The 26,189-nt window shown below is 62.1% G+C and carries 26 protein-coding genes; 20 read left to right on the plus strand and 6 right to left on the minus strand.

The window, feature by feature from the left end; genetic code table 11:
* Positions 1-47: 47 nt before the first annotated feature.
* From cobO to LOY31_RS08480, 14 genes are all read left to right on the plus strand, one after another.
* A complete protein-coding gene (cobO, locus tag LOY31_RS08415) occupies positions 48-659 on the plus strand; it encodes a cob(I)yrinic acid a,c-diamide adenosyltransferase (protein WP_007950401.1) in 612 nt (203 codons plus the stop codon).
* Complete coding sequence (locus LOY31_RS08420; RefSeq protein ID WP_258713102.1) at positions 656-1,951, plus strand: cobyrinate a,c-diamide synthase; 1,296 nt, start codon at positions 656-658, stop codon at positions 1,949-1,951. The genes cobO and LOY31_RS08420 overlap by 4 nt, the downstream gene beginning before the upstream one ends.
* Positions 1,948-2,598, plus strand: coding sequence for a 5,6-dimethylbenzimidazole synthase (gene bluB / locus LOY31_RS08425; RefSeq protein ID WP_085608843.1), 651 nt, complete (start codon positions 1,948-1,950; stop codon positions 2,596-2,598). The genes LOY31_RS08420 and bluB overlap by 4 nt, the downstream gene beginning before the upstream one ends.
* The gene (cbiB, locus tag LOY31_RS08430; RefSeq protein ID WP_258713103.1) at positions 2,595-3,503 is read left to right on the plus strand and encodes an adenosylcobinamide-phosphate synthase CbiB; all 909 of its coding nucleotides are present in this window, start codon (positions 2,595-2,597) and stop codon (positions 3,501-3,503) included. Before bluB ends, cbiB begins: the two co-directional genes overlap by 4 nt.
* Entirely contained in the window at positions 3,496-4,503 is a 1,008-nt protein-coding gene (cobD, locus tag LOY31_RS08435; protein ID WP_258713104.1) for a threonine-phosphate decarboxylase CobD, read from the plus strand. Before cbiB ends, cobD begins: the two co-directional genes overlap by 8 nt.
* Entirely contained in the window at positions 4,500-6,002 is a 1,503-nt protein-coding gene (locus LOY31_RS08440) for a cobyric acid synthase (RefSeq protein WP_258713105.1), read from the plus strand. Before cobD ends, LOY31_RS08440 begins: the two co-directional genes overlap by 4 nt.
* Before the next feature lie 99 nt (positions 6,003-6,101).
* On the plus strand, positions 6,102-6,623 hold the full coding sequence (gene cobU / locus LOY31_RS08445; RefSeq protein WP_085655475.1) for a bifunctional adenosylcobinamide kinase/adenosylcobinamide-phosphate guanylyltransferase: 522 nt from the start codon (positions 6,102-6,104) through the stop codon (positions 6,621-6,623).
* Positions 6,620-7,675 (plus strand): nicotinate-nucleotide--dimethylbenzimidazole phosphoribosyltransferase, encoded by a 1,056-nt coding sequence (cobT, locus tag LOY31_RS08450; RefSeq protein ID WP_258713106.1) that lies wholly within the window; start codon positions 6,620-6,622, stop codon positions 7,673-7,675. The genes cobU and cobT overlap by 4 nt, the downstream gene beginning before the upstream one ends.
* Complete coding sequence (cobC, locus tag LOY31_RS08455; RefSeq protein WP_221534181.1) at positions 7,672-8,247, plus strand: alpha-ribazole phosphatase family protein; 576 nt, start codon at positions 7,672-7,674, stop codon at positions 8,245-8,247. The genes cobT and cobC overlap by 4 nt, the downstream gene beginning before the upstream one ends.
* 1 nt (position 8,248) lies before the next feature.
* A complete protein-coding gene (locus LOY31_RS08460) occupies positions 8,249-8,980 on the plus strand; it encodes an adenosylcobinamide-GDP ribazoletransferase (protein ID WP_258713107.1) in 732 nt (243 codons plus the stop codon).
* Positions 8,981-9,036: 56 nt separating this feature from the next.
* Positions 9,037-9,441 (plus strand): MarR family winged helix-turn-helix transcriptional regulator, encoded by a 405-nt coding sequence (locus tag LOY31_RS08465; RefSeq protein WP_007950413.1) that lies wholly within the window; start codon positions 9,037-9,039, stop codon positions 9,439-9,441.
* Positions 9,442-9,495: 54 nt separating this feature from the next.
* Positions 9,496-10,704, plus strand: coding sequence for an MFS transporter (locus tag LOY31_RS08470; RefSeq protein WP_221534177.1), 1,209 nt, complete (start codon positions 9,496-9,498; stop codon positions 10,702-10,704).
* Positions 10,701-10,823: a hypothetical protein gene (locus tag LOY31_RS08475; RefSeq protein WP_007950415.1), complete on the plus strand. Its 123-nt coding sequence runs from the start codon at positions 10,701-10,703 to the stop codon at positions 10,821-10,823. Before LOY31_RS08470 ends, LOY31_RS08475 begins: the two co-directional genes overlap by 4 nt.
* Positions 10,824-10,878: 55 nt before the next feature.
* The gene (locus LOY31_RS08480; RefSeq protein ID WP_039769833.1) at positions 10,879-11,439 is read left to right on the plus strand and encodes a glutathione peroxidase; all 561 of its coding nucleotides are present in this window, start codon (positions 10,879-10,881) and stop codon (positions 11,437-11,439) included.
* 97 nt (positions 11,440-11,536) lie between these two features.
* Here the strand turns inward: LOY31_RS08480 and LOY31_RS08485 are convergent, their stop codons facing one another.
* The 3 genes from LOY31_RS08485 to LOY31_RS08495 all read right to left on the minus strand — a co-directional run bounded on the left by LOY31_RS08485 (position 11,537) and on the right by LOY31_RS08495 (position 13,938).
* Positions 11,537-12,808 (minus strand): OmpP1/FadL family transporter, encoded by a 1,272-nt coding sequence (locus LOY31_RS08485; RefSeq protein ID WP_064594534.1) that lies wholly within the window; start codon positions 12,806-12,808, stop codon positions 11,537-11,539.
* Between the two features lie 146 nt (positions 12,809-12,954).
* Entirely contained in the window at positions 12,955-13,437 is a 483-nt protein-coding gene (locus tag LOY31_RS08490) for a hypothetical protein (RefSeq protein WP_007950418.1), read from the minus strand.
* Positions 13,438-13,713: 276 nt separating this feature from the next.
* Entirely contained in the window at positions 13,714-13,938 is a 225-nt protein-coding gene (locus LOY31_RS08495; protein WP_258713108.1) for a hypothetical protein, read from the minus strand.
* Positions 13,939-14,892: 954 nt separating this feature from the next.
* Here LOY31_RS08495 and LOY31_RS08500 point away from each other — a divergent pair.
* Together LOY31_RS08500 and rmuC are read left to right on the plus strand one after the other, a co-directional pair.
* Positions 14,893-15,216: a hypothetical protein gene (locus LOY31_RS08500; RefSeq protein WP_081493545.1), complete on the plus strand. Its 324-nt coding sequence runs from the start codon at positions 14,893-14,895 to the stop codon at positions 15,214-15,216.
* A 175-nt stretch (positions 15,217-15,391) separates the two neighbouring features.
* Entirely contained in the window at positions 15,392-16,756 is a 1,365-nt protein-coding gene (gene rmuC / locus LOY31_RS08505; RefSeq protein ID WP_258713588.1) for a DNA recombination protein RmuC, read from the plus strand.
* A 9-nt stretch (positions 16,757-16,765) separates the two neighbouring features.
* Here rmuC and LOY31_RS08510 read toward each other — a convergent pair whose 3' ends face one another.
* Both LOY31_RS08510 and LOY31_RS08515 read right to left on the minus strand, forming a co-directional pair.
* The gene (locus LOY31_RS08510; protein WP_258713109.1) at positions 16,766-20,236 is read right to left on the minus strand and encodes a hybrid sensor histidine kinase/response regulator; all 3,471 of its coding nucleotides are present in this window, start codon (positions 20,234-20,236) and stop codon (positions 16,766-16,768) included.
* A 134-nt stretch (positions 20,237-20,370) separates the two neighbouring features.
* Complete coding sequence (locus LOY31_RS08515) at positions 20,371-20,913, minus strand: TetR/AcrR family transcriptional regulator (RefSeq protein WP_134825943.1); 543 nt, start codon at positions 20,911-20,913, stop codon at positions 20,371-20,373.
* 91 nt (positions 20,914-21,004) lie between these two features.
* On the opposite strand from LOY31_RS08515, the gene LOY31_RS08520 reads away from it, so the two are divergent.
* The 4 genes from LOY31_RS08520 to LOY31_RS08535 all read left to right on the plus strand — a co-directional run bounded on the left by LOY31_RS08520 (position 21,005) and on the right by LOY31_RS08535 (position 25,799).
* Complete coding sequence (locus tag LOY31_RS08520) at positions 21,005-22,192, plus strand: MFS transporter (protein ID WP_258713110.1); 1,188 nt, start codon at positions 21,005-21,007, stop codon at positions 22,190-22,192.
* Between the two features lie 53 nt (positions 22,193-22,245).
* Positions 22,246-22,557 carry a cupin gene (locus LOY31_RS08525; protein WP_127797353.1) on the plus strand — a complete coding sequence of 104 codons (312 nt, stop codon included), beginning with the start codon at positions 22,246-22,248 and terminating at the stop codon, positions 22,555-22,557.
* A 105-nt stretch (positions 22,558-22,662) separates the two neighbouring features.
* Positions 22,663-23,814, plus strand: coding sequence for a TDT family transporter (locus LOY31_RS08530; RefSeq protein ID WP_085608829.1), 1,152 nt, complete (start codon positions 22,663-22,665; stop codon positions 23,812-23,814).
* A 110-nt stretch (positions 23,815-23,924) separates the two neighbouring features.
* Complete coding sequence (locus LOY31_RS08535) at positions 23,925-25,799, plus strand: MFS transporter (RefSeq protein WP_258713111.1); 1,875 nt, start codon at positions 23,925-23,927, stop codon at positions 25,797-25,799.
* Between the two features lie 42 nt (positions 25,800-25,841).
* Here LOY31_RS08535 and sugE read toward each other — a convergent pair whose 3' ends face one another.
* Positions 25,842-26,156, minus strand: coding sequence for a quaternary ammonium compound efflux SMR transporter SugE (gene sugE / locus LOY31_RS08540; protein ID WP_039769847.1), 315 nt, complete (start codon positions 26,154-26,156; stop codon positions 25,842-25,844).
* Positions 26,157-26,189: the final 33 nt, after the last annotated feature.

Raw genomic sequence — 26,189 nt, forward strand, 5'->3', positions numbered from 1 at the left:
TTCTTGTGCCTGCCCGCCGTTATCCAGCCTCAACGGAGAGCTCCCCCATGACTGATTCCCCCGAACGCGACGAGCGCCACCTGGCGCGCATGCAGCGCAAAAAAGCCGTGATCGACGAACGCATCGCCAATTCGCCAGACGAATGCGGCCTGGTGCTGGTGCTGACCGGCAATGGCAAAGGCAAAAGCAGCTCGGCATTCGGCATGCTCGCTCGCGCCATGGGCCACGGCATGCAGTGCGGCGTGGTGCAGTTCATCAAGGGCCGCAACAGCACCGGCGAAGAGCTGTTTTTCCGCCGTTTCCCCGAGCAAGTGCGTTTTCATGTGATGGGCGAGGGCTTCACCTGGGAAACCCAGGACCGCCAGCGCGACATCGCCGCCGCCGAGGCAGCGTGGGAAGTCTCCCGCGAACTGCTGCGCGATCCATCGATCGGTCTGGTGGTGCTCGATGAACTGAACATCGCGCTCAAGCACGGTTACCTCGATCTGGATCAGGTGCTCAGCGATCTGCAAGCACGTCCGCCGATGCAGCACGTGATCGTCACCGGCCGCGCCGCCAAGCCGGAAATGATCGAGATGGGCGACACCGTCACCGAAATGGGCATGATCAAGCACGCCTTCCAGGCCGGCATCAAAGCGCAGAAAGGCGTCGAACTTTGAATCAACCACGTCACTGCCCGGCGGTACTTATCGCCGCGCCGGCTTCCGGTCAGGGCAAGACCACCGTCACCGCCGCGCTGGCCCGTCTGCATCGCAATCAGGGGCGCAAGGTTCGCGTATTCAAGTGCGGCCCGGACTTTCTCGACCCGATGATCCTCGAGCGCGCCAGCGGTGCGCCGGTCTATCAATTGGACATGTGGATGGTCGGCGAGCAGGAAAGTCGTCGCCTGTTGTGGGAAGCCGCCGCTGAAGCCGATCTGATCCTGATCGAAGGCGTGATGGGGTTGTTCGATGGCACACCGTCGAGCGCCGATCTGGCGCGGCATTTCGGCGTGCCGGTGCTCGGTGTGATCGACGGCACGGCCATGGCCCAGACCTTCGGCGCACTGGCGCTAGGCCTTGCGCGCTATCAGCCGGACTTGCCGTTCGCCGGCGTGCTGGCCAACCGCGTCGGCACCGTGCGTCATGCACAATTGCTGGAAGGCAGCCTCACCGAAGGCCTGCGCTGGTACGGCGCGTTGTCCCGGGAAACCGGAATCGAACTGCCGAGCCGTCATCTCGGACTGGTGCAGGCCAGCGAACTCAATGATCTCGACGTGCGCCTCGACGCCGCCGCCGAAGCATTGGCCGGCACTTGCGAGGTAGCGCTGCCACCGGCTGTGGAATTCGCCGCGCCTGAAATCATTGAGACCGAAAAGCTGCTCGAAGGCGTGCGAATTGCCGTCGCCCGCGACGAAGCCTTCGCCTTTACCTACGGCGCCAGTCTAGATCTGTTGCGGGCGATGGGCGCCGAGTTGAGTTTCTTCTCGCCGATCCGCGATGCGCAATTGCCCGACGCCGACAGTCTGTACCTGCCCGGCGGCTATCCGGAATTGCACCACGTTGCCTTGTCGCAGAACGCCGACATGCTCAATGCGATCCGCGGGCATCACGCCGCCGGCAAACCGCTGCTCGCCGAATGTGGCGGCATGCTTTATCTGCTCGACTCGCTGACCGATGTCGAAGGCACCCGCGCTGATTTGGTCGGCCTGTTGAGTGGTGACGCCGTGATGCAAAAACGCCTCGCCGCACTGGCGCTGCAAGAGGTCGACCTGCCGGAAGGCCTGTTGCGCGGCCACACCTATCACCATTCCCTGACCACCACCGAACTGACGCCGATTGCCCGTGGCCACAGCCCCAACGGCGGGCGCGGCGCGGAAGCGGTGTACCGGGAAGGGCGGATGACCGCCTCGTACGTGCATTTCTATTTCCCGTCGAATCCGTCGGCGATTGCCGCACTGTTGGTGCCATGACCGACAACGCCTTCACTGACGCCGAGCGCGAAGCGGTCTACCGCGCCATCGCCGAACGCCGCGACATGCGCCACTTCAGCGGTGGCGCGGTCGAGCCTGAACTGTTGCGCCGTTTGCTTGAAGCCGCGCACCAGGCGCCGAGTGTCGGCCTGATGCAGCCGTGGCGCTTCATCCGTATCAGCGACCGCGCGCTACGTGGTCAGATCCAGAACCTTGTTGAAGAAGAACGTGTGCGCACCGCCGAAGCCCTCGGCGAGCGCAGTGACGAATTCATGAAGCTTAAGGTCGAAGGCATCAACGACTGCGCCGAAGTGCTGGTTGCCGCGTTGATGGACGATCGCGAGCGGCATATTTTCGGTCGTCGCACGCTGCCGGAAATGGACATGGCGTCGCTGTCCTGCGCAATCCAGAACCTGTGGCTCGCCGCGCGTGCCGAAGGGTTGGGCATGGGCTGGGTGTCGCTGTTCGAGCCGCAGGCGCTGGCCGATCTGCTGAAACTGCCGGCCGGGGCCAAGCCGCTGGCGGTGCTTTGCCTGGGGCCGGTCAAGGAATTCTATCCGGCGCCGATGCTGGTACTCGAAGGGTGGGCGCAGGCGCGTCCGCTCAATGAGCTGCTGTATGAAAATTTTTGGGGAGTGAGTCAATGAGTGTGGCGTTGTTGAGTGTCGCCGCGGTTGCGCTGGATGCGCTGCTGGGTGAACCGAAACGCTGGCATCCGCTGGTGGCGTTCGGCAATTTCGCCGGGCGCATCGAGCAACGTTTCAATAGTGCTGGTCGTGGCTGGCGCAGCCATGGCGTCACGGCGTGGGTGATCGCGGTGCTGCCGCTGACCCTGCTGGCCACGGCGTTTTCCTGGGCGCCTTACGTGGGTTGGATCGTCGAGATTCTTGCGCTGTATTGCGCCCTCGGCATGCGCAGCCTGGGTGAGCACGTCGAGCCGGTGGCCAAGGCGTTGCGCGCCGATGATCTGGAAGAGGCGCGCAAGCGTGTGGGTTATCTGGTCAGCCGCCAGACCGATGAGCTGGACAGCACCGCCGTCGCCCGCGCCGCCACCGAGTCGGTGCTGGAGAACGGCAGCGATGCGGTGTTCGCCGCGCTGTTCTGGTTTGCCGTGGCCGGTGCGCCGGGTGTGGTGCTCTATCGCCTGAGCAATACGCTCGATGCTATGTGGGGTTATCGCAACGAACGCTTTGAGCGATTCGGCTGGGCGGCGGCAAAAATCGACGACGTCCTCAACTACATTCCTGCGCGGCTGGTGGCGTTGACCTACGCGCTGCTGGGCAAGACCCGACTGGCGCTGAAATGCTGGCGCACCCAGGCGCCGAAATGGGACAGCCCGAACGCCGGCCCGGTGATGGCCGCCGGCGCGGGTGCCTTGGGCGTCGAGCTGGGTGGCCCGGCGATTTACCACGGCGAGCTGCACGAGCGTCCGCAACTGGGCGAGGGCGCACCGGCGAATGCCGATTCCATTGATCGCGGCTGGCAATTGGTCCAGCGCGGGGTATGGTTATGGCTGCTGATTCTCTGCGTGGGGGCTGAATTCTATGCTTGAGCACGGTGGCCGGTTGCGCAGGGCAGCGCTCGAATACGGCATCGCGGAAGAAGACTGGCTCGACCTGTCCACGGGCCTGACGCCGTGGCCGTTTCCGGTCCCGGAGATCCCGCTGCGGGCCTGGGCGCGTTTGCCGGAGAACGATGACGGTCTGGAGCAGGCCGCCTGCGATTATTACGGTGCCAGCCAAGTGCTGCCGGTGGCCGGTTCGCAGATGGCCATTCAATTGCTGCCGCGATTGCGTCGCGCCGGCAAGGTCGGCGTGCTGTCGCCGTGTTATGCCGAGCATGCAGAAGCCTGGCGGCGTAGCGGCTATATCGTGCGCGAGGTGCTGGAGCAGGAAGTCGACTTCTTTCTCGACAGCCTCGACGTGCTGGTGGTGGTCAATCCGAACAATCCAACGGGCCTGAATCTGACCCCGGCGCGCCTGCTCGACTGGCATGCGCGGCTGGCCCAGCGCGGCGGCTGGCTGGTGGTCGACGAAGCGTTCATGGACAACACGCCGCAGCTGAGTCTGGCCCCGCATGCGCATCAGGTTGGGTTGATCGTGCTGCGCTCGTTCGGCAAGTTTTTCGGTCTGGCCGGTGTGCGGCTGGGCTTCGTGCTGGCCGAACGCAAGTTGCTCCGGTTGCTGGCCGAACAGGTCGGGCCCTGGGCAGTCAGCGGGCCGACCCGGGTGCTTGGCCAGGCCTGTCTGCGCGACACCGAAGGCCATACCCGCCAGCGGATCCGCAGCGACGAGGCCAGCGAACGGCTGGCTGCGCTGCTTGAGCGCCACGGCTTCAAACCGCAGGGCGGCTGCGCGCTGTTTCAGTGGCTGATCACCGAACAGGCCGCCGCGCTGCACGAATTCATGGCTCGTCGCGGCATTCTCCTGCGCCTGTTCGCGCACAACAGCAGCCTGCGATTCGGCCTGCCCGCCGATGCCGCCGACGAGGCGCGCCTTGAGCAAGCCCTGCAAGCATTCGCCAAGCATTGCTCCATGGAAAAACCAGCATGACCACATTAATGGTGCAGGGCACCACCTCCGACGCCGGCAAAAGTACGCTGGTGACGGCGCTGTGCCGCTGGGCGACCCGTCAGGGCGTTGCCGTGGTGCCGTTCAAACCACAGAACATGGCGCTCAACAGCGCGGTGACTGCCGATGGCGGCGAGATCGGCCGCGCGCAAGCGGTGCAGGCGCAGGCGGCGTTTCTCGAGCCGCACACCGACATGAACCCGGTGCTGCTCAAGCCCAACAGCGACACCGGCGCTCAGGTCATCATCCACGGCCGCGCGGTCACCAGCATGAACGCCGTCGCCTATCACGACTACAAAGCCATCGCCATGCAGGCCGTGCTCGCTTCCCATGAACGCTTGAGCGCCGCGTATCCGCTGGTGATGGTCGAAGGCGCAGGCTCGCCGGCAGAGATCAATCTGCGTGCCGGCGACATCGCCAACATGGGCTTCGCCGAAGCGGTGGATTGCCCGGTGTTGCTGATCGCCGACATCAATCGTGGCGGCGTGTTTGCCCATCTGGTGGGCACGCTGGAACTGCTGTCGCCGAGCGAACAGGCACGGGTCAAAGGCTTCATCATCAACCGTTTTCGCGGTGATATCGCCTTGCTGCAACCGGGCCTCGACTGGCTGGAACAGCGCACCGGCAAACCGGTGGTGGGCGTGCTGCCGTACGTGATGGACTTGCATCTGGAGGCCGAGGACGGCATCGACCAGCGCCAGGCCGACAAGGCCGGGCAAGTCCTGAAAGTGGTGGTGCCGGTGCTGCCGCGCATCAGCAATCACACCGATTTCGATCCGCTGCGGCTGCATCCGCAAGTTGATCTGCAATTCATCGGCCCGGGGCAGGCGATTCCGCCGGCCGATCTGATTATCCTGCCAGGCTCGAAAAGCGTGCGCAGTGACCTGGCGTATCTGCGCGCAAATGGCTGGGAGACCGCCATCCGCCGTCATCTGCGTTACGGCGGTAAATTGCTGGGGATCTGCGGCGGCCTGCAAATGCTCGGCGAGCAAGTGCACGATCCGCTGGGCCTTGAAGGCGCGCCGGGTTCCAGCGCCGGTCTGGGGCTGCTGGCGTTTGAAACACAGCTCGAGGCCGAGAAACAGTTGCGCAATGTGCGCGGACGTCTGGCGCTGGAAGATGCCGAGGTCAGCGGCTATGAAATTCATGCCGGCGTGACGACGGGATCTGCGCTGGAAAATGCTGCCGTGCATCTGGACGACGGTCGTTGCGACGGCGCGCAAAGTCTCGACGGGCAGATTTTCGGCACCTACCTGCATGGCCTGTTCGAATCGCCGGCGGCCAGTGCGGCGCTGTTGCGCTGGGCCGGTCTGAACGATGTGCAGGAGGTGGATTACCACGGCCTGCGCGAACGCGATATCGAGCGGCTGGCGGATCTGGTGGAGAAGCATCTCGATACCGATCTGTTGTGTGAACTCTGTGGCATCCAGGCTGGATGTGATGGCCTCTTCGCGGGCAAGCCCGCTCCCACAGGGGGCTGAGGTGTACTCAAGTGCCATGTCCGGCCGACATCCATTGTGGGAGCGGGCTTGCCCGCGAAGAGGCCAGTTGTCTCAACGAATTTTTTTCAGGATGCCTCCATGCTCCAGTTGATCCTCGGCGGCGCCCGTTCCGGTAAAAGTCGCCTGGCGGAAAAACTCGCCACCGACAGCGCGCTGGCCGTGACGTACATCGCCACCAGCCAGCCGCTGGATGGCGAGATGAATGAACGCGTTGCCCATCACCGCGCCCGTCGTCCCGCCGAATGGGCGTTGATCGAAGAGCCGCTGGAACTGGCCCGTGTCCTGCGCGAAAACGCCGGTCCCGAGCGTTGCCTGTTGGTGGATTGCCTGACGCTGTGGCTGACCAATCTGCTGATGCTCGACGACGCCGAACGCCTCGCCGCCGAACGCGAAGCCCTGCTCGAATGCCTGGCGTCGCTGCCGGGTGAAATCATTTTTGTCAGCAACGAGACCGGAATGGGTGTCGTGCCGCTGGGCGAATTGACTCGCCGCTACGTCGATGAAGCCGGTTGGCTGCATCAAGCTCTGGCCGAGCGTTGTCAGCGAGTCGTCCTGACGGTCGCCGGCCTGCCCCTGACTCTGAAAGGACCTGCGTTATGACTCAAGCCTGGTGGCTGAACCCGTGCAAACCGGTGGATACGGACGCCGTTGAAAACGCCGCGGCGCGTCAGCAGCAATTGACCAAACCCGCCGGCTCTCTCGGGCAGCTCGAATCGGTGGCGGTGCAACTGGCCGGATTGCAGGGCCAGGTCAAGCCGACACTCGATCAGGTCTGGATCGCAATTTTTGCTGGCGATCACGGCGTTGTCGCCGAAGGGGTTTCCGCGTTTCCGCAGGAAGTCACCGGGCAGATGCTGCTGAACTTTGTCAGCGGCGGCGCGGCGATCAGCGTGCTGGCGCGGCAACTCGGTGCGAAGCTGGAAGTGGTGGATCTGGGCACGGTGAACCCGTCGTTGAACCTGCCGGGCGTGCGTCACCTGAACATCGGCCCGGGCACGGCGAATTTCGCCAAGGGCGTGGCGATGACTCAGGCCCAGGGCGAACTCGCCTTGCAGGGCGGCCGCGATAGCGTGCTGCGCGCGAAGGCGGCGGGCGCGCAATTGTTCATCGGCGGTGAAATGGGCATCGGCAACACCACCGCCGCCAGTGCGCTGGCTTGTGCCTTACTGGATTGCCCGGTGGCGCATCTGACCGGTCCGGGCACCGGGTTGAATGCCGAAGGCGTCAGCCACAAGGCGCAGGTGATCGAGCGGGCGCTGGCACTGCATGCGGCGCAACGTGGCGACGCGTTGCAGACCCTGTTCAATCTCGGTGGTTTTGAGATTGCGGCACTGGTCGGCGCGTATCTGGCCTGTGCTCAGGAAGGTGTGGCGGTGCTGGTGGACGGTTTTATCTGCACGGTCGCCGCACTGGTGGCGGTACGCCTGAATCCCGCCTGCCGTGAGTGGCTGCTGTTCGGTCATCGCGGTGCCGAGCCGGGTCATCGACATGTGCTGGAAACTCTTGGCGCAGAACCGCTGCTCGAACTGGGCCTGCGCCTGGGCGAGGGCAGTGGCGCGGCGCTGGCGGTGCCGTTGTTGCGTCTGGCCTGCGACCTGCACGGGCAGATGGCGACCTTCGCCGAAGCCGCGGTGGCGGATCGCCCGGCATGACTTTGCGTCTGGATCTGCTGCGCCACGGTGAAACCGAACTCGGCGGCGGCCTGCGCGGCAGCCTCGACGATGCGCTGACCGAAAAAGGCTGGGCGCAGATGCGCGAGGCGGTGAGCGGGCAGGGGCCGTGGAATCGGCTGGTCAGTTCGCCGTTGCAGCGTTGCGCGCGGTTTGCTGAAGCGTTGAGCGCGCAGCGGGATCTGCCGGTGTCTCTGGACAAGAATCTGCAAGAGCTGCATTTCGGTGCCTGGGAAGGGCAGAGCGCGGCGGCGTTGATGGAGACTGATGCCGAAGCGCTTGGGCTGTTCTGGGCGGATCCGTATGGGTTTACTCCGCCGCAGGGTGAGCCGGTCAGCGATTTTTCGGCACGGGTGCTGGCGGCGGTCATGCGACTGCACGCGGCGTACGCGGGGGAGCGGGTGTTGTTGGTCAGCCACGGCGGCGTCATGCGTCTGCTGCTGGCGCGGGCCCGTGGTTTGCCCCGTGAGCAGTTGCTGAATGTCGAAGTCGGCCACGGCGCGCTGTTTTCGCTGATCGTCGAGGCCGACGGTTCGCTCAGGGAAGTGCTCTGACATGCTGCCCCTGTGGATCGCCCTGCAATTTCTCAGCAGCCTGCCGATTCGTCTGCCGGGCATGCCGGCGCCTGAACAGCTCGGCCGGTCGCTGCTGTTTTATCCGTTGGTGGGCTTGCTGTTCGGCGTGATTCTCTGGGCGCTGAATATCGCATTGGCCGGCGCGCCATTGTTGCTGCAAGCGGCGCTCCTGTTGACGGTGTGGGTGCTGCTCAGCGGCGCGTTGCACCTTGATGGCCTGGCGGACAGCGCCGATGCGTGGCTCGGCGGTTTCGGTGACCGCGAGCGTACGCTGACGATCATGAAGGATCCGCGCAGCGGGCCGATCGCGGTGGTGACGCTGGTACTGGTGTTGCTGCTCAAGTTCGCCGCGTTGCTGGCGTTGATCGAACAACAGCAAGGCCTGGCGTTGATCATCGTGCCGCTGATCGGGCGGGCGGCGCTGCTCGGACTGTTCCTCACCACGACCTATGTCCGGGCTGGTGGATTAGGGCAGGCACTGGCCGATCATCTGCCGCGCAAGACGGGTTGGCAGGTGCTGACGGTGAGTGCAGCGGCGTGTGTGGTCATCGCCGAGTTCAACGCCGTCGTGGCGCTGCTGCTGGCGGTTGTCGTGTTCATCTGGCTACGGCATTTGATGGTGCGGCGATTGGGCGGAACCACCGGTGATACGGCCGGTGCGTTGCTGGAATTGCTGGAGATGTCAGTGCTGGTCGGGCTGGCCTTGTTTTGATAAGTAACTTTGATCGGTAACTTGATTTAACACAGTCGCGGGTATATACACGCATCATGCTTCCTTCTCAGTGTTTGTGCACCAACCTGCGACGCGCCGCGCGTGGCGTCAGCAGGCATTACGACGGCGCTCTCGACGGCTTCGGGATCAACGTTGCCCAGTATTCTTTGCTGTGCAATTTGCAGCGGCTGGATCAGCCGAGCATTTCCGAACTGGCCGAAGCGATGGGCCTGGATCGCAGCACCCTCGGGCGCAATCTGCGGGTGCTGGAAGGCGAGGGCCTGGTGGCGCTGGCCGAGGGCGAGGACATGCGCAACCGCATCGTCCGGCTCACCGAAACCGGTGCACAACGCCTGGCAGCAGCCTTGCCGGCCTGGGAAGCGGCGCAACAGCGGTTAATCGACCGACTGGGCGCCGAGAAGCGTGAAACCTTGCTGCGGCTGTTGGATGAACTGGCCTGAGGGCCGGTTTTTTCCGAATCTAAGCGGGTATATACCCGCGACTGGAGAATAACAATGAGTTCGATGTGGCGTACGTGCGGTTGGGTGTTGCTGGGGAGCGCGCTGATTCTGGCGTTGTCATTGGGCGTGCGGCACGGTTTCGGTTTGTTTCTGTCGCCGATGAGCGCCCAGTTTGGCTGGGGCCGTGAAGTGTTCGCCTTCGCCATCGCCTTGCAGAACCTGATCTGGGGTCTGGCGCAACCGTTTACCGGCGCACTGGCTGACCGCTTCGGCGCGGCAAAAGTGGTGCTGATCGGTGGTGTGCTTTACGCCTTGGGCCTGGTGTTCATGGGCCTGTCGGAAACGGCGCTGGGCCTGTCCCTGAGTGCCGGTTTGCTGATCGGCATCGGTCTGTCCGGCACCTCGTTCTCGGTGATCCTCGGCGTGGTCGGCCGCGCTGTGCCGCCGGAGAAGCGCAGCATGGGCATGGGCATCGCCAGTGCTGCCGGTTCTTTCGGCCAGTTCGCCATGTTGCCGGGCACCCTCGGGCTGATTGGCTGGCTCGGCTGGTCGGCGGCGTTGCTGGTGCTGGGCCTGCTGGTGGCGTTTATCGTGCCATTGGTGAGCATGCTCAAGGACAAACCGCTGCCGGTGCTCGGGCATGAGCAAACCCTGTCCGAAGCGCTGCGTGAGGCCTGCTCGCATTCCGGGTTCTGGCTGCTGGCGTTCGGTTTTTTCGTCTGCGGATTTCAGGTGGTGTTCATTGGCGTGCACCTGCCGGCGTATCTGGTCGATCAGCATTTGCCGGCGAGTGTCGGCACCACGGTGCTGGCGTTGATCGGTCTGTTCAACATCTTCGGTACGTACACCGCCGGTTGGCTCGGGGGGCGGATGTCCAAACCGCGTCTGCTGACCGGGTTGTACCTGCTGCGGGCGGTGGTGATCGTGCTGTTCCTGTGGCTGCCGGTGACGACGACCTCGGCTTATCTGTTCGGCATGGCCATGGGCTTCCTGTGGCTGTCGACGGTGCCGTTGACCAACGGTACGGTGGCGACCTTGTTTGGCGTACGAAACCTGTCCATGCTCGGCGGTATCGTGTTCCTGTTCCATCAGTTGGGTTCGTTCCTCGGTGGCTGGCTGGGCGGGGTGGTGTATGACCGGACGGGGAGTTATGACTTGATCTGGCAAGTGGCGGTTCTCTTGAGCCTGCTGGCGGCCGCGCTGAACTGGCCGGTGCGCGAGCGTCCGGTCGAGCGCCTGCAACCGCGTGCGAGCGCTGCATGAACCGTTTCTGGCCGCAGATCGTCGTCACCGCACTCGGCGCCGCGTTGCTGGCGCTGGTGTGGTGGGGCTGGCATCAGGGCGGGCTGGCGCTGATGCAGTTGGGCATGGGTGCTTGCTAGACCGGCGGGAGGGCGAGTAACGTCGAGGTCTGACGATTGCTCAAGGATGCCCGACATGCTCAAGCGCTGGTGTGCTGTTCCCGCGTTGCTGATGGCGTTGACCGGACTGGCCCAGGCCGCGGACTGTCCGGATCTGTTGCAAGGCTCGTTGCCCAAGTTGCGGGCCAAGGAATCCATCGACCTGTGTCAGCGCTACGCCGACAAACCGCTGGTGGTGATCAACACGGCCAGCTTCTGTGGTTTCGCGCCGCAGTTCGAGGGGCTCGAAGCGCTCAATCAGCGCTACAAGGCCCAGGGCCTGGAAATGCTCGGCGTACCGTCCAATGACTTCAAGCAGGAGTCCAAGGACAGCGCCGAGACCGCCAAGGTCTGCTACGCCAACTACGGCGTGACGTTCACCATGACCGAACCGCAAAAGGTCCGAGGTGACGATGCCACTCACTTGTTCCAGGTGCTGGCCAAGCAGAGCAGCGCACCGAAGTGGAATTTCTACAAATACGTCATCGACCGCCAGGGCAAGGTGATCGCCAACTTCTCCAGCCTGACCAAACCGGATGATCCGGAATTTCTCGCAGCCATCGAGAAAGCCATTGCGTCCCAGCCGCTGAAACCCTGATCGACGCCCATCAAAAAGCCCCGCCTCTGTGAAGAGAGCGGGGCTTTTTAATGGGCGAGGCCTCAAATGGTAAAGAGCTCAGCCTCGCCGTACAGCATCAGAAGCGGTAGGTTGCGCCGACACCGAAGCCGTTTGCCGAGTTTTCATACTGCGAGTTGTAGCTCTGGCCACGATCGTTTTCGTTGCGGATGTTGACCTTCTCTTCCTTCAGGTACGAGTAGGCAACGTCGATGGTCAGGTCTTCAGTCGGGCTCCAGCCGGCACCGATGCTGAAGATGGTCCGGTCGCCGGTCGGGATGCGTGGCGAACGGTCGACGTTGTTGGTCGGCGACTGGTCGAACGTCAGACCGGTACGCAGTACCCATTCCTTGTTCAGCTGGTAGGACGTACCGATGGCGTAAGCCCAAGTGTCATGCCAGTTCTGTTCTTCGGTGATCTCGCCGAACTGGCCAGCCAGCAGCGGCTGAACGCCGGAGTTCTTGACGGTGATCTTTTCCAGCTGGCTCCAGCGGGTCCAGGTGGTACCGGCGTAGACGTTCCAGCGATCGTTGATCGCCTGGGTGACCGAGAGGTCCACGGATTCAGGCGTGGTGATCTTCAGCGAAGCGTCGTACTTCTGGTTCGCACCCAGGCCGATCGCGCCCAGCACACCGTAGTTGACCTTGGTGTTGCCTTCGAGCTTGTAGTCGACTTTCGAGTGATAGGTCAGACCCAGGCGAGTGCTGTCGGTAGCCTGTACCAGCACGCCGATGTTGTAGCCCAGTGCGGTGTCGTCGCCCTTGATCTTGACCTTGCCGTCCGGCGCTGCCTGAGTGATCGACAGGTTGGATTCCAGCGAGCCGTCGATGCGGTTGATGGTCGGACCGAAACCGATCGACACGACATCGTTGAACTTGTAGCTGACGGTTGGCTGGAAGGTGATGATCTTGACTTCTGACTTGCTGCCGAAGTAACGGCCGGCGAAGCCGTTTTCATAGTCGGTTATCAGGCCGAAGGGTACGTACACACCCAGACCGAATGCCCAATGCTCGTCGATCGGCTTGACGTAGTAGCCCATAGGTACGGAGGTGAAGGGCACCATGTCGCCTTTGTTGCTGCCGCCGTTCGGGCTGGAGCTGGCGTCGCTGATATCGGTTTTTGCGTCGAGGAATGCAACGCCACCGGTGACTTGTTCGCGCGTGATGCGCGACATGCCGGCAGGGTTGCCATAAACAGTGCTTGCGTCGTCGGCAGAAGAAGATCGCCCGGCGTACCCAGTCCCCATCCCGCTGATGCTGTGTTCGTTGATGGCAAAGCCAGCTGCGAAGATCTGGGTGGATGCCACGGTTACGGCAAGGCTAAGGGTGGTTTTGAGCATGACTTTTTTCATTATTAGAACTCCTGGTGATCACCGGGGCGAAAATTACCAACATTTTCGTCCCAGCGCTATAGTCCGTATGCCTTGAGTTAGAGCGGTTTTGTAGGACAATCCGACCAGATTCGCTGCTCGTTAGGCGATGTTGCGAAACCGGTGGGTCAGCAAGCGACCTGATTCAGCGGTGAAACACAGGTTTGCCAGGCGCAGGTGAAATCGCGCAGACGACCTTGAGGCTGGAAGGTCTGACGCCAGATGCGCGCCATGCCCAGCAGATCATCCGGCTCGGGGAGGACGGGGTTTTGTTCTTCCACCAGCAGCCAGGCGATGGCCGTGGCGTAACGCAGGTTGACGGTCAGTTCGAGGTGCGGGCCGCTGAGGAAAGCGTGCTGGCTGGCAAGGCCGCGAACCAGGCTGGCGCGTTCCGGATCCAGCGCCAGGTAATGATCCCAGAGGGCCTGGTGACGGTGTTCGGCAATCCGGTACAGGCCGTGGCCACGGCGGTCATGCAGGGCGGAACCGAGGGCGGACTGGCTGGCGGCAATGCCCAGCAGAAGGGATTCGGCAGTTGCGCAGTGGCGTCCCAGGTAGATCAGCGTAGGACGGATCACATAGCGGCACAGTTCGCTGGCAGCGATACCCATAAAACCCTCGGATCTTGTTATCGGGCGGCGAGACCTGAAGGGGAGCTTGGCAGCTGTGGATCGACTCAGGCTCGCCGGAAGCGGATCACGCCGCTTAAGTTGAAGTGTAGTGTCATATTCGCGACGTAAAGGCCTGTTTTTAAAATATTTCCGGCGAGGCGTTATAACCGTTATATCGGTTAGTGATTAGGCAGAAAGTGGCAGAAGTGAAACATCGGGCAATAAAAAGCCCCGCATTCTCAGCGGGGCTTTTGCTTTTGCAGCCATTTCGGCCTCTCAGGCGATCAATGCCTGACGGGTGCGATCAATCACGGCCTGCAGCGGTTCGGCGGTGGAGTATTGATCGGGGTACAGACGCTCGCTGTGGCGGGCGATCCCGTGTTCATTGACCACGGTGAAGCTGAAGCAGCCTTTGCGAGCGGCCATGATCAGGCAGTTCATTGGAGCAAAAGCGTTGGTTAGGGTGCGAATGGCATCCTGAGTCTGGATTTGAGTCGACATAGTTATTAGGTGTTCCTACAAATGACACGGATAAGAACCGTGCAACGTTAAAACGTTCCAGTAACGTCAACCACCATTGGTCGAACGAAGAACCCGACTGGAACAAGGCAGCCAGTTCGAGCGCTATAAAAGTTGGCGCGCTTGGGCTGGCAGGTAGGTACTTAGGAGGACAGGCAACACATCGAGGGCAGAGGTTCTGGGCCCGGGGTGAAGATCCTGATCAATTTGCAGGTTGGTTCGGTCAGAGTAAGTGGTCTTCGCAACACCCTTTGCATTCGATTCAAAGGCTGTGTCGTCGCAAGATTTACCTGGAAACCATCGAGGGGTCGATCCCGCTTTTTTCAGTGAAGGTCTCTGTGAGAGAAACTTGACCGTGGGGGTGTGTTCGACCGGAATTGACTTTCAGCTTGGTACTAACGCCGCGGATACTAACGGAACGAACCGCAGAAGGCAAACCCGATGATCAAAAAAACTCCGGGGACATTGTCCAGGCCCCGAGTCTGCCCCGATCTGGCTCACATCATGACCGTCGGTCGCCACGACATGACCGGCGCTGAAGCTCGGCGCAGGGGCTTATCCCCAGTCCGAATGCCAAAACGACCCGAAAAGGCGCATCGATATAACCGCGTAACAGGTACTTGTGCACATTAGTTGCGCAGACTGTAACGGCGCTGTCATAACGATCCTGACCCCGATGGCTGCCTGCATCGAAAGTTTAAGTCAATGAAAAACATCGCTTTTTTTAACTGGTGAAAAAATCGTCAGTTTGACTGCGAGCCCCATTTCACAAGGCTTTGCGGCGACTGGAGGACGGTTGTCCACTGAGTTATCCACAGCTTCTGTGGATTGTCCCGAGCGCTTGCTCTAGCACGGGCGTGCCGGGTTTTTTTCGACTTTACCTGTGCGAAAAAAAGAGTAGAGTGGCGCGCCTTCCGATCTGTCCCACAGTGCTTTATGAAGTTTCGTTCAGCTCCAGAATCTGTTACCTCCCAACCCCCTCGTGTTACCGCTCCCAAGCGATTTTCCGTGCGCGTGGCCGAATGGCTGCTCGACAGCCCGCGCCTGGGCGACAGCCAGAATGCCAAGCATCTCGCCGGCCGCCTGCTCAAGCAACCGGCCCGGGAAGGGGTGGTCGCCGCGCAAAGTCGTCTCGGTCAGTTGATGTGCCGCGAGTGCGGCAATGCCCGGGATCGCCGGATCGGCCAGGACCTGCTGCGCCAGGCCGCCCGCGCCGGTGACCGCCGCGCGCAACAGGAACTCGGCCTGATCGAAGACTGAGCTGTCCAAGACCTGGCGCCTTGGTTAACCTTCAGGCTTTATCGGATCGGCGGGAATCACTATGGGGATGGACTTGACCAGCATCCTGCTGGGGCTGGCAGGCGCAGCCGTGCCGCTGCTGGCACTGGCCTGGCAACTGCAACGCCGGGCCAGTCAGAACCAGTCTGAAGTCGCGTTGCTCGAGGAGCGGCTGGCCATGGCGCAGATGGCCCAGGACGGCCTCACTGCACAACTTGAAGCCAGCCGCGATGAAATCGCCGACCTCGGCCAGGCCAATGCCGCCAAACAAGCGGATCTCGCGGCCGTGCGCCGGGAAGTCGAACTGTTGCAGATCGAGCGCGATGACGCCCGTGACGCTGCCCACGCCTGGAACCTCGAACGCGCCAACAAGGAAGCTGAATTGCGGCGCCTGGACGCCCAGACGGCTTCGCTGAATGCCGAATTGCGCGAGCAACAGGAAAGCCATCAACAACGCCTGGATGACCTGCAAGGTTCCCGCGACGAGCTGCGCGCCCAGTTCGCCGAACTGGCCGGAAAGATCTTCGATGAGCGCGAACAACGCTTCGCCGAAACCAGCCAGCAACGCCTCGGGCAGTTGCTTGATCCTTTGAAAGAACGCATCCAGTCGTTCGAAAAACGCGTCGAGGAAAGCTATCAGGCCGAAGCCCGCGAGCGCTTCTCGCTGGCCAAGGAACTGGAGCGTTTGCAGCAACTGAACCTGCGCCTCAGCGACGAAGCGACCAACCTGACCCGCGCCCTGAAGGGCCAGAAAACCCAGGGCAACTGGGGCGAACTGATTCTCGAGCGTGTGCTTGAGCACGCCGGGCTGGAGAAGGGCCGCGAGTACCAGACCCAGGTCAATCTCAAGGGCCCGGACGGCGAGCGTTTCCAGCCGGACGTGATCATCTACCTGCCGGGCGACAAGCAAGTGGTGGTCGACTCCAAGGTCAGCCTCACCGCGTATCAGCAGTACGTCGCGGCGGACGACGAGGCCATCGGCCAGATCGCCATGAAGCAGCACGTGCTGTCCCTGCGCAGCCACGTCAAAGGCCTGGCCGGCAAGGATTATAAGCGTCTGGAAGGTTTGCACAGCCTCGATTTTGTCTTGCTGTTCGTGCCCATCGAAGCGGCGTTTTCCGCCGCGTTGCAGGCCGAGCCGACGCTGTTCCAGGAGGCTTTCGACCGCAACATCGTGATCGTCAGCCCGACCACATTGCTGGCGACGCTGCGAGTCATCGACAGCCTGTGGAAGCAGGAACGCCAGAGCCAGAACGCCCGGGAAATCGCCGAGCGTGCCGGTTGGCTGTACGACAAGTTCGTGTTGTTCATTCAGGATCTGGATGAAGTCGGCAATCGTCTACAGCAACTGGACAAAGCCTACAGCGCGGCGCGCAACAAGCTGACGGAAGGGCGGGGCAACCTGGTCAGCCGCAGCGAACAGCTCAAGCTGCTCGGCGCACGAGCCAGCAAAAGCCTGCCGGCGGATCTGCTGGAGCGCGCAATGACCGACGCCGACGGGTTGGTCGAACTGCCTGAATAAGCCGCTCTGCTAGAGCGGCAAATAGCGACTCAACAACGCCCGCAACGCCGCCGGTTTCACCGGTTTGGCCAAGTAATCCAGTCCCGCCGCGTGCACCTGCGCCACCGTTTCCGGATGCCCGTCGGCGCTGATCACTACGCCCGGCACCGGCTCACCCAGCCTTGTGCGCAACCAGGCCATCAGATCGGTGCCGGTTTCGCCGTGATCGAGGTGATAGTCGACCAATGCCAATTGTGGGCGCACGCCGTCGTCGAGCAGCGCCGCACATTCTTCGCGGTTGCGCGCGGTCCAGACCTGACAGCCCCAGCGCGTGAGCAGGCTGTTCATGCCGATCAGAATGCTGTCTTCGTTGTCGATGCACAGCACCTGCGCGCCGCTGTGCAACTTGCCATTGATTTCCACCGCCGCCGGCGCCTGCACGGTCTGCGCTTTGGCCAACGGCACGCGGACACTGAACACGCTGCCGCGCCCCGGCCATGAGCGCACGCGCAAGGTATGGCCGAGCACGCGGCACAGGCCATCGGCGATCGCCAAGCCCAGGCCCAGGCCTTTTTCGGCGCGGGTCTGGTGGCTGTCGAGGCGTTTGAATTCCTCGAAGATCACTTGCTGTTTGTCCTCAGGAATCCCCGGCCCGCGATCCCACACTTCCAGACAGATTTCACCTTTTCGCCGACGCACGCCCAGCAGCACCGGGCCTTTTGCGTAGCGGAACGCGTTGGTGAGGAAGTTCTGCAGAATGCGCCGCAGCAGCTTGATGTCGCTGTCGATGCGCAACTGACTTCCGCGTACCCGGAAACTCAAGCCCTGTTCCTGGGCCAGTGCCTTGAACTCCGCGCCGAGAATATCGAACAACTCATTGACCACGAACGGCTTGCGATCCGGGTTGATCTTGCCGTTTTCCAGGCGGGAAATGTCCAGCAGGTCGCTGATCAGGTCTTCGGCCGAACGCAGCGAACTGTCCAGATGCTGCACCAGTTTCTGCGCTTCGCCGCTCAGGCCGTCGTCCTGATGGGAGAGGGCGGCGGAGAACAGCCGCGCGGCGTTCAGAGGCTGCATCAAGTCGTGGCTGACGGCGGCAAGGAAGCGGGTCTTGGACTGGTTGGCCGCCTCGGCGTTGCTCTTGGCTTCGGTCAACGCGACGTTGAGTTGCGACAGTTCCTGAGTCCGTTCGCTGACCCGTTGCTCCAGCCCTTCGTTGGCTTCGGTCAGGGCCTGTTCGGCTTCGCGGAACGCGGTGATGTCGGTGAAACTCATGACGAAACCGCCGCCGGGCATCGGGTTGCCGATCAGCTCGATCACCCGGCCGTTGGGGAACAGCCGCTCGGAAGTGTGGGCTCGGCCCTGACGCATCCAGTGCAGGCGCCGGGCGACGTGGACCTCCGCTTCGCCGGGGCCGCACAAGCCACGTTCGGCGTTGTGGCGAATGATGTCAGCGATCGGTCGGCCAACGCTGATCAAGCCGTCCGGATAGTTGAACAGCTCCAGATAGCGGCGGTTCCAGGCCACCAGTCTCAGCGACTGGTCGACCACGCTGATGCCCTGGGTAATGTTTTCGATGGCGCCTTGCAGCAGCGCACGGTTGAACTGCAGCACTTCCGACGCTTCGTCGGCGATCCGGACCACGTCCTCCAGCTGCATTTCCCGACCTTCGATGGCGGCTTTTACTACAGCTCGCGTCGAAGAGGCGCCAAGGACACCCGCCAGCAATCGCTCGGTGTGGGCGATCCATTCGCCGTCGGCGTTCTGATTCGGGTTGAAGCCTTTGCCCTGTCGGTAGGCGAAGCGGATGAAACTCTGCCGCGCACGTTCTTCACCGACAAACCGCGCCGCCAGTTGCAGCAAGTCATCAATCTGCACCGCCAGCATCGAGCGCGCGCTCGGACGTGCGCTGATTTCCTGACCGATAAAACGTCCGGCCTGCCAGTGCTCCGACACCCGGGTGCGCGACAGTACCGAGACCCAGGCGAACAACGTGAAGTTGCCCGCCAGCGACAGCACCACACCTTGGGTCAGCGGGGTGATCGGCAGGTTCAGCGGATTGCTGTGCAGCCAGGCGAGGCCGGGGAAACTGTCCAGCGACCAGCCGAGGCTGCGTGCAGCGATCGGCAGGATCAAGGTGTAGAACCACAGAAACGTACCGGCGGCGAGACCGGCGAATACACCACGCCGGTTGGCCTGTTTCCAGTACAGCGCGCCGAGCATCGCCGGGGCCAGTTGAGTGACCGCCGCGAAAGCGATCTGGCCGATGGTCGCCAGGCTCGCGGTCGAGCCGAGCAAGCGGTAGCTGACGTAAGCCAGCAACAGAATCACCACAATGCTGACCCGACGCACCGAGAGCATCCACTGGCGGAACACTTCGAACGGGCGCTCGGCATTGTTGCGGCGCAGCAGCCACGGCAACAGCATGTCGTTGGAGACCATGGTCGACAGCGCCACACTCGCCACGATCACCATGCCGGTGGCCGCCGAAGCGCCGCCGATAAACGCCAGCATCGCCAGTGCCGGATGGGCCTGGGCCAATGGCAGGCTGATAACGAAGGAGTCGGGGATGACCGAGCTGGGCAGCATCATCTGACCGGCCAAGGCGATCGGGACGACAAACAACGCGGCCAGTGCGAGGTAGGCCGGGAACACCCATTTGGCCAGACGCAGATCCTGCGGGTCGATGTTCTCGACCACCGTCACGTGGAACTGCCGGGGCAGGCAGATGATCGCCATCATCGCCACGCCGGTCTGCACCACCATCGACGGCCAGTTGATGGTTTCTTTCCAGTATTCCTCTAGACGCGGCGCGAGCATTGCCTGATTGAACAGGTCGTCGAAACCGTCATACAGCCCATAGGTGACGAAGGCGCCGACGGCAAGGAAGGCGAACAGTTTGACCAGCGACTCGAAAGCAATCGCCAGCACCATGCCCCGGTGGTGCTCGGTGGCATCGAGGTTGCGCGTACCGAAAACGATGGTGAACAGCGCCAGCACCAGCGACACGATCAGCGCGGTGTCCTGGGCGCGGGTGCCCATGGCGTCGGCGCCGGCGCCGATCAGCAAGTTCACGCCGAGGACGATGCCTTTGAGCTGCAAGGCTATATAGGGGAGGACGCCGACCAGACAGATCAGCGCGACGACCACCGCCAACGACTGGGATTTACCGTAGCGGGCGGCAATGAAGTCGGCGATGGAGGTGATGTTCTCCTGTTTGCTGATCATCACCATTTTCTGCAGCACCCACGGTGCACCGAGCAGCAGCAGGATCGGCCCCAGGTAGATCGGCAGGAACGACCACAGTTGTTCGGCGGCCTGGCCGACCGCGCCGAAGAATGTCCAACTGGTGCAATAAACAGCCAGCGAAAGGCTGTACACCCAGGCACGCACCCGTGGCGGCAGCGGTGTGCTGCGACGGTCGCCGTAGAAGGCGATGGCGAACATGATGGCCATATAGGCCAGGGCGACGGCGGCGATCAGCCCGGTGGACAACGACATGGAACACTCCCGACAGAAAACGACCGGACTCGCGCCCGGTCAGACAGTCTCGCACGGGCGCGGCGGTTAGTCAGTGTCGACCAAGGTCGTGGCGCGGCGGGGTGTCGCAGGAACAGAACCGGGCAGTTCTGTGGTCAGTCCGGTTTGAGCGCGATGTCGATCAGCCGGTGCAGTTCTTCGACTTCCAGCGGCGCTGCCGAAAACAGAATGCGGAACACCACCGGGGACACCACCAGATTGATCAGCCGATCCACGCTCGGCGCCGGCTCCTCGGGGTGGCGCTCGATGATGGTCTGCAATTGCGCGCCGATGATCGTCACGCAATAGCCCGGCGTCGCACTCGCCTGCACGTCGCGCATCATATTGCGACCGGGTTCCGAGCTCATTTCGTCGAGATATTGTTCCGCCCACGCGCGGATATCGCTGCGCAGGCTGCCGGTTTCAGCCGGCTCGCTGTCGGGGCGCATGCGGGCGAGGGCGACGTCCGCGAGCAAGGCCGCCAGATCTCCCCAGCGCCGATAAATCGTCGACGGCGTCACCCCGGCGCGCGCCGCGATCTGCGGGACGGTCACCGTCGAGCGCTCCTGTTCTTGCAGAAGAGCGCGGACCGCCGAGTGAATCGACTCCTGCACCCGGGCACTGCGACCGCCGGGGCGTAAACCTTCTTTAATAGCCATGCGGCAGACCTTAACACAAAGAATTTGCTTTAAGCGCAAGCCAAGAGCACACTCCGCAAAAGCAAAAAATTAGCTTTTGCGGAGTGTGCCCATGACCAGCCTTGCTTCCCACCGTTCCAGCCTGTGGTTTCTGGCGATTACCTTACTGAGTTTTCTTGCCGCTTCCACTGCGCCGACGCCGTTGTACCACCTGTATCAGGATCAGCTGTATTTTTCGGCAGCGGTACTGACCCTGATTTTCGGCGTCTACGCCCTCAGTCTTCTGGCCGCGTTGCTGACGGTCGGTTCGCTGTCGGATCACCTGGGACGCAAACCGGTGATCTTCGCCGCCGTGACGCTCAATGCGCTGGCGATGCTGCTGTTTATCTACGCCGACAGCGTGGGCTGGTTGATCGGCGCGCGAGTGCTGCAAGGTTTCGCCACCGGCATGGCCACCGCCGTGTTGAGCGCGACGCTGCTGGACACTGATCGCCAGCAGGGGCCGTTGATCAATAGCGTTGCGCCTTTGCTGGGCATGGCGTTGGGCGGCATGGGTTGCGGCTTGCTGGCCGAGTTCGCTCCGGCGCCGTTGCAGTTGACCTATTGGTTGCTGCTCGCGCTGTTTGTGTTGCAGGGCATTTATGTCTGGCGCCTGCCGGAAAGCGTTTCGCCGCAGGCCGGGGCGTGGGCCTCGTTGCGGCCGACCCTGCATGTGCCGGTTCAGGCGCGTTCGACGCTGTGGCGAGTGTTGCCGTTGAACACCGCGACCTGGGCGCTCGGCGGTTTTTATGCCTCGCTGGCACCGTCGCTGGTGCGCACGGCCACCGGCTCCACCTCCAACCTGATTGGCGGCGCGACCGTGGCGGCACTGACCGTGACCGGTGCGTTGATGATCTTCACGTTGCGCAATCGTCCTGCCTCCCGGGCGCTGCAACTCGGGGCGAGTCTGTTGCCGGCCGGCATTGTGCTGATTCTGTTGGGCGTGCACAGCGCCAGTCTGTCGCTGTTCTTCTTTGGCACGCTAGTGGCCGGTTGTGGCTTTGGCTCGGGTTTTCTCGGTGCGGTGCGCAGCCTGGTGCCGCTGGCATTGCCTCATGAGCGGGCTGGTTTGATGTCGGCGTTTTATGTGCTGAGTTACCTGGCGTTCTGCCTGCCGGCGTTGCTGGCCGGGCACTTCACCCACAGCGTGGGCCTGCTGGCCACCACCGATGTATATGGTGCGGTGCTGATCGTGCTGGCGGTTGGTGCGCTGCTGATGAGTTTCCGGGCGCAAGCGACCAAGACCTGCAGCGCTCCATAACAACTCTGGATTCGGTTAGCCTTGGCCAGGCCATTCTTCTCACGGATCAACGCATGAAGATTATCCGCAGCAAGACCTTCACCGCCGAGCGCGCCTGGGGCGCGCTCGACATCGCCAACATGAACGGCATCACCACGCGCCTGCACTGGACTGATCAGCCGTACAAATGGCACGTCAATGATGGTGAAGAAGTGTTTGTGGTGCTCGACGGTCAGGTGCTCATGCACTACCGCGAAGAGGGCGAGGAGAAACAAGCCTTGCTCGATGTCGGTGACATCTTCTACGCGTCCATCGGCACTGAACACGTCGCTCATCCTCAGGGCGCGGCGCGGATTCTGGTGATCGAAACCGAAGGCAGTGTTTGACTGCATATCTGCAAAACAGATAACAGTTAGAGATATTACCCGTTATATAGATATTCGATTCGGTTCTACCATGAGCTCAACCTCACCTGAGGACAGGAGTTCATGATGATTTGCCCCAACAGCGCCAAACCCGGCATCAAGCCATTCAGTCAGCTTCAGCACCCGCGTGAAGTGATTCGCCAATTCACCCCGAACTGGTTCGCCGCGACCATGGGCACCGGCGTGCTGGCGTTGGCGCTGGCGCAATTGCCGGTGTCCATTCCCGGCCTGCACGCCGTGGCCGAAGGGCTGTGGTTGTTCAACATTCTGTTGTTCGTGCTGTTTACCGCTGCCTACGCCGCGCGCTGGATTCTGTTCTTCGACGAAGCGCGGCGGATCTTCGGCCACTCCACGGTTTCGATGTTCTTCGGCACCATTCCCATGGGTCTGGCGACCATCATCAACGGCTTTCTGCTGTTCGGTCTGCCGCGCTGGGGCGACGGGGTGATTCAGCTGGCCGAGGTGTTGTGGTGGTTGGACGTGGCGATGTCGCTGGCCTGCGGTGTGTTGATTCCCTACATGATGTTTACCCGTCAGGAACACAGCATCGATCAGATGACCGCCGTCTGGCTGCTGCCGGTGGTGGCCGCGGAAGTGGCGGCGGCCAGCGGTGGACTGCTGGCGCCGCATCTCGCCGATGCGCACTCGCAACTGGTGGTGCTGGTGACCAGCTATGTGCTGTGGGCCTTTTCCCTGCCGGTGGCGTTCAGCATCCTGACCATCCTGTTGTTGCGCATGGCCTTGCACAAACTGCCCCACGAAAACATGGCGGCGTCGAGCTGGCTGGCTCTCGGCCCGATCGGGACCGGAGCCTTGGGCATGTTGCTGCTGGGCGGCGATGCCCCGGCGATCTTCGCGGCCAACGGCTTGCCAGGCATCGGCGAGATGGCTTCGGGGCTGGGGCTGGTCGCCGGGATCACGCTGTGGGGTTTCGGTCTGTGGTGGATGTTGATGGCGCTGCTGATCACTTTGCGCTACTTGCGTGACGGCATCCCGTTCAACCTCGGCTGGTGGGGATTTACCTTCCCGCTGGGCGTGTATTCGCTGGCAACCCTGAAACTGGGCAGCACGTTGCACCTGACGTTCTTCAGTGTGGCCGGTTGTGTACTGGTGACGTTGCTGGCGGTGATGTGGCTGATCGTCGGCAAGCGCACGCTGCAAGGTGCGTGGCGCGGCGAGCTGTTTGTTTCACCGTGCATTGCAGGTTTGAAGAAATAACCTGCAAAGATTAGGTAATGTGTGGCCTGGATCGCGGTTCGAGATTCTTATAAGCGTAGCCAGGCCACTCGCTACCTTCTCTTTCCAAAAACAACAGGGTCACACGGAAGATGAGTCACCCCTCACAGTTCAACCTGCTGCGCACCCGGCGCTTCCTGCCGTTCTTCATCACCCAGTCGCTGGGCGCGTTCAACGACAACGTGTTCAAGCAGTCGCTGATCCTCGCCATTCTCTATCGGCTGACCATCGAAGGTGACCGCTCCATCTGGGTCAACCTGTGTGCGCTGCTGTTTATCCTTCCGTTCTTCCTGTTTTCGGCATTGGCCGGACAGTTCGGGGAAAAATTCGCCAAGGACGCGTTGATCCGTCTGATCAAGCTGGCAGAAATCGCCATCATGGCCGTGGGATCCGTCGGCTTCCTGTTCGATCACCTGTCGCTGATGCTGGTGGCGCTGTTCGCCATGGGCACGCACTCGGCGCTGTTCGGGCCGGTGAAATATTCGATCCTGCCGCAGGCATTGCGCGAAGACGAATTGGTCGGCGGTAACGGGCTGGTGGAAATGGGCACGTTCCTGGCGATCCTGGCCGGGACCATCGGCGCCGGGGTGATGATGTCGTCGGCCAATTACGCGCCGGTGGTGTCCGCCGCGATAGTCGGCATCGCCGTGCTGGGTTATCTGGCCAGTCGCAGCATTCCCCGCGCCGCAGCGGCGACCCCTGAAATGCGCCTGAACTGGAACATCTTCAGTCAGTCGTGGGCGACCTTGAAACTCGGCCTGGGGCAGACGCCTGCGGTGTCGCGTTCGATTGTCGGCAACTCGTGGTTCTGGTTCGTCGGGGCGATTTATCTGACGCAGATCCCGGCTTACGCCAAAGAATGGATGCACGGCGACGAAACCGTGGTCACCCTGATTCTTACCGTGTTTTCGGTCGGTATCGCGCTGGGTTCGATGCTGTGCGAAAAGCTATCCGGACGCAAAGTCGAGATCGGCCTGGTGCCGTTTGGCTCGTTCGGCCTGACCGTTTTCGGGCTTTTGCTGTGGTGGCACTCCGGTGGAATTCCAGAAAGCGCTGTTGGCCATAGCTGGACCGAAGTACTGAGTTTCGGCCATGCCTGGGCGGTGTTGCTTGATGTGCTGGGCCTCGGGATCTTCGGCGGTTTCTACATCGTGCCGCTGTACGCGCTGATCCAGTCGCGCACCGCCGAAAACGAGCGGGCGCGGGTGATTGCCGCCAACAACATTCTCAACGCGCTGTTCATGGTGATTTCGGCGATTGTCACCATCGTGTTGTTGAGCGTGGTCAAGCTGTCGATTCCGCAGTTGTTCCTGGTGGTGTCGCTGCTGAACATCGGCGTCAACGCCTACATCTTCAAGATCGTCCCCGAGTTCAGCATGCGTTTCATGATCTGGCTGCTCAGCCATTCCATGTACCGCGTCGAGCATCGCAACCTTGAGGCGATTCCCGATGAGGGCGCGGCGTTGCTGGTGTGCAACCACGTGTCGTTCGTCGATGCCTTGCTGATCGGCGGCGCGGTGCGTAGGCCGATTCGCTTTGTCATGTACTACAAGATCTACAACCTGCCAGTGCTGAACTTTATCTTCCGCACAGCGGGGACGATTCCTATCGCCGGACGCCAGGAAGACATTCAGATCTACGAAAAGGCCTTCACCCGGATTGCCCAGTATCTGAAGGACGGTGAGTTGGTGTGCATCTTCCCGGAAGGCAAGTTGACCGCCGATGGCGAGATCAACGAGTTCAAGGGCGGGCTGACGCGGATTCTCGAGGAGACGCCAGTACCGGTGATTCCGCTGGCGTTGCAGGGGTTGTGGGGGAGTTTCTTCAGTCGCGATCCCGATAAAGGTTTCTTTCACCGGTTGTGGTCGCGGGTGACGCTTGTGGCGGGTTCGCCGGTCGCCGTTGAAGCGGCGAAGCCTGCGGAGTTGCAGGCGTTGGTCGGGGAGTTGCGCGGGACTGTCAGGTAGTTGGTTGGAAAGCCGCCATCCCTGACGGATGGCGGCAACGGCTCAGGCGCTGACCTTGAGCCCGATCAATCCGGTGACGATCAACGCCACACTGGCCAGGCGAATCAACGCCATCGATTCGCCAAACAGGATGATCCCGGCAATCACCGTGCCCACGGCGCCGACGCCAGTCCAGATCGCGTAAGCCGTGCCAAGCGGCAATTCCTTCATCGCAAGGCCCAGCAGGCCAAGGCTGACCGCCATGGCGGCAACGGTGAGAACGGTCGGAAGCGGACGGGTGAAACCGTCGGTGTACTTCAGGCCGACGGCCCAGCCGACTTCGAACAGGCCGGCGAAAAACAGAATGATCCAGGACATGAAAGACCTCCATCGATTGACGGGGCCGTCCCC

This window comes from Pseudomonas sp. B21-021, assembly GCF_024749205.1.
GTDB lineage: Bacteria > Pseudomonadota > Gammaproteobacteria > Pseudomonadales > Pseudomonadaceae > Aquipseudomonas > Aquipseudomonas paraglycinae.

Excerpts from the sequence above, each read along its gene's own strand:
- LOY31_RS08460 (WP_258713107.1), top strand. The coding sequence starts at position 8,249 with ATGCTGCCCCTGTGGATCGCCCTGCAATTTCTCAGCAGCCTGCCGATT.
- LOY31_RS08480 (WP_039769833.1), top strand. The coding sequence starts at position 10,879 with ATGCTCAAGCGCTGGTGTGCTGTTCCCGCGTTGCTGATGGCGTTGACC.
- LOY31_RS08490 (WP_007950418.1), bottom strand. The coding sequence starts at position 13,437 with ATGGGTATCGCTGCCAGCGAACTGTGCCGCTATGTGATCCGTCCTACG.
- LOY31_RS08510 (WP_258713109.1), bottom strand. The coding sequence starts at position 20,236 with ATGTCGTTGTCCACCGGGCTGATCGCCGCCGTCGCCCTGGCCTATATG.
- LOY31_RS08530 (WP_085608829.1), top strand. The coding sequence starts at position 22,663 with ATGATTTGCCCCAACAGCGCCAAACCCGGCATCAAGCCATTCAGTCAG.
- cobD (WP_258713104.1), top strand. The coding sequence starts at position 3,496 with ATGCTTGAGCACGGTGGCCGGTTGCGCAGGGCAGCGCTCGAATACGGC.
- LOY31_RS08515 (WP_134825943.1), bottom strand. The coding sequence starts at position 20,913 with ATGGCTATTAAAGAAGGTTTACGCCCCGGCGGTCGCAGTGCCCGGGTG.
- bluB (WP_085608843.1), top strand. The coding sequence starts at position 1,948 with ATGACCGACAACGCCTTCACTGACGCCGAGCGCGAAGCGGTCTACCGC.
- LOY31_RS08465 (WP_007950413.1), top strand. The coding sequence starts at position 9,037 with ATGCTTCCTTCTCAGTGTTTGTGCACCAACCTGCGACGCGCCGCGCGT.
- LOY31_RS08485 (WP_064594534.1), bottom strand. The coding sequence starts at position 12,808 with ATGAAAAAAGTCATGCTCAAAACCACCCTTAGCCTTGCCGTAACCGTG.
- LOY31_RS08525 (WP_127797353.1), top strand. The coding sequence starts at position 22,246 with ATGAAGATTATCCGCAGCAAGACCTTCACCGCCGAGCGCGCCTGGGGC.
- cobO (WP_007950401.1), top strand. The coding sequence starts at position 48 with ATGACTGATTCCCCCGAACGCGACGAGCGCCACCTGGCGCGCATGCAG.
- cobU (WP_085655475.1), top strand. The coding sequence starts at position 6,102 with ATGCTCCAGTTGATCCTCGGCGGCGCCCGTTCCGGTAAAAGTCGCCTG.
- LOY31_RS08470 (WP_221534177.1), top strand. The coding sequence starts at position 9,496 with ATGAGTTCGATGTGGCGTACGTGCGGTTGGGTGTTGCTGGGGAGCGCG.
- LOY31_RS08520 (WP_258713110.1), top strand. The coding sequence starts at position 21,005 with ATGACCAGCCTTGCTTCCCACCGTTCCAGCCTGTGGTTTCTGGCGATT.
- cbiB (WP_258713103.1), top strand. The coding sequence starts at position 2,595 with ATGAGTGTGGCGTTGTTGAGTGTCGCCGCGGTTGCGCTGGATGCGCTG.
- LOY31_RS08535 (WP_258713111.1), top strand. The coding sequence starts at position 23,925 with ATGAGTCACCCCTCACAGTTCAACCTGCTGCGCACCCGGCGCTTCCTG.
- sugE (WP_039769847.1), bottom strand. The coding sequence starts at position 26,156 with ATGTCCTGGATCATTCTGTTTTTCGCCGGCCTGTTCGAAGTCGGCTGG.
- cobC (WP_221534181.1), top strand. The coding sequence starts at position 7,672 with ATGACTTTGCGTCTGGATCTGCTGCGCCACGGTGAAACCGAACTCGGC.
- LOY31_RS08440 (WP_258713105.1), top strand. The coding sequence starts at position 4,500 with ATGACCACATTAATGGTGCAGGGCACCACCTCCGACGCCGGCAAAAGT.
- cobT (WP_258713106.1), top strand. The coding sequence starts at position 6,620 with ATGACTCAAGCCTGGTGGCTGAACCCGTGCAAACCGGTGGATACGGAC.
- LOY31_RS08495 (WP_258713108.1), bottom strand. The coding sequence starts at position 13,938 with ATGTCGACTCAAATCCAGACTCAGGATGCCATTCGCACCCTAACCAAC.
- LOY31_RS08475 (WP_007950415.1), top strand. The coding sequence starts at position 10,701 with ATGAACCGTTTCTGGCCGCAGATCGTCGTCACCGCACTCGGCGCCGCG.
- LOY31_RS08500 (WP_081493545.1), top strand. The coding sequence starts at position 14,893 with ATGAAGTTTCGTTCAGCTCCAGAATCTGTTACCTCCCAACCCCCTCGT.